Raw genomic sequence first — 1,657 nt, forward strand, 5'->3', positions numbered from 1 at the left:
AGACCGGTCAAACGGGATAAAGCTGCTCATCTCATAACCTTACAACCGCCCCCCTTCACAGGGTACCCCAACCCGACAGGCTGCTAGGGCGTGTCGTCAGTTAGCATCTGGCACTATGAGGCTTGTACTCCTGTTTGATGTGTGATGTTTTCTCTCTGTTTTCAGGGAGAGAATGAATGCGACGATATGGCCTGAGTGACAGCCAGTGGGAACGGATAAAAGATCACCTCCCTGGTCGTGAAGGTCATGTCGGCGGAACGTCTGCCGATAACCGTCTGTTTGTGGAAGCGGTTCTGTATCGTTACCGTGCTGGTATTCCCTGGCGTGACCTCCCAGCGCGGTTCGGGGATTGGAAGAATGTTCACAGACGTCTGCGCCGCTGGTGCGAAAGCGGTGTCATCGGGCAGGTTTTCCGGCATCTGGCTGCCGATCGTGATAACGAATACATGATGATCGACAGCACGATTGTCAGGGCGCACCAGCACAGTGCGGGCGCCCGTAAAAAAGGGGCGCGGATCAGGCCATCGGGCGGTCCCGTGGCGGACTGACTTCGAAAACCCACGGCATTGTCGATGCCGCAGGAAAGGCGGTCGCCCTGTCCCTGACGCCCGGGCAGAGAGCGGACATCACGGAAGCAGACCCCCTGCTGGATGAAGTCGACCCTGCAACCTTTATCGCCGACAAAGCTTATGATGCTGATCCGCTTATCGAAAAGCTCGAAGAACGGCAGATCACACCGGTTATCCCGTCAAGGAAAAATCGACGCGATCCACGGAAACTCAGCTTCCGGATCTACAAAAACAGAAACATCATTGAACGCTTCTTTGCCAGGCTGAAGCAGTTCAGAGGTATTGCAACACGCTACGACAAGCTGAAGTCAACATTCTTCGCAGCAGTGCAACTCGTTTCCGCCATCATCGGAATTAACTGACGACACGTCCAAAACACCTAGCCATCCCCTCAGCCTGTCAGCAAACGGATCCTGTTGGCTGGGATGTTCAAGAACAAGGTTATTCAAGAAATATCCACGTAATCGATACACTTACACATCGGAACGATACTCATTTTCATAATATAAATTTTATTTCGTAGATGAGATGTTCAGGTTCGCGTCAGGTTTCTTTGTTATCGGTAGAAAGTCATCGTCTTGATGGCGGAAATTTTATGTATAACGGAGAACAGACGCTTATTATGCGAAGGGTATGGCAGGGCAGTTTGTATATAGCCTGTATTTTCTTCCTGATGGTGTCGACCGCCTGGGCAGATAATGGGACAGAAGGCATATGCATGACAGTCCAGCAGGGTATTCGCCTGCATGTGGACGGTATGTATGGCGGATATCCTCATTCCGTCCTGCGCTCTGCAGTGCTGCAGGGCGTGGCGTGCCCGTCTAATGCGGCTGAACTGCATGCGTTCAGTCTGATTGCTGACCCATCACCGCACCTGCGTGTTTCCGTTACAAGGCCCATGGGGCAGGGACAGCAGGGATCAATTTCTGCCCGACTGTTCTTGCGGGGACATTTTGTCATTGGGGAGCGTATGTCGCTCTCTCCATTGGCGCGTTCCCAGTCCCCGTTTTCAGTCACTTCTGACATCAATCTCATGATGGCGCGGCTGTGGAGCGATCTCGCCGAACGGATCAGCCACGGTGGTCCGG

Annotated in this window: 2 protein-coding genes; both read left to right on the plus strand. The window is 53.0% G+C overall.

Features of this window, described 5'->3' with window-relative positions; translation table 11 throughout:
* The first annotated feature begins 176 nt into the window (after window positions 1–176).
* Window positions 177–931 (plus strand): IS5 family transposase gene (locus DY926_RS07990; RefSeq protein ID WP_116702881.1). Its coding sequence is split into 2 segments (ribosomal slippage): window positions 177–507 and window positions 507–931, totalling 756 coding nucleotides; the frame shifts between segments, so codons are not numbered across the junction.
* Between the two features lie 233 nt (window positions 932–1,164).
* On the plus strand, window positions 1,165–1,657 hold a 493-nt coding region (locus DY926_RS07995), incomplete at its 3' end, for a hypothetical protein (protein WP_241503127.1).

It is taken from the genome of Komagataeibacter melaceti, assembly GCF_003403295.1.
GTDB lineage: Bacteria > Pseudomonadota > Alphaproteobacteria > Acetobacterales > Acetobacteraceae > Komagataeibacter > Komagataeibacter melaceti.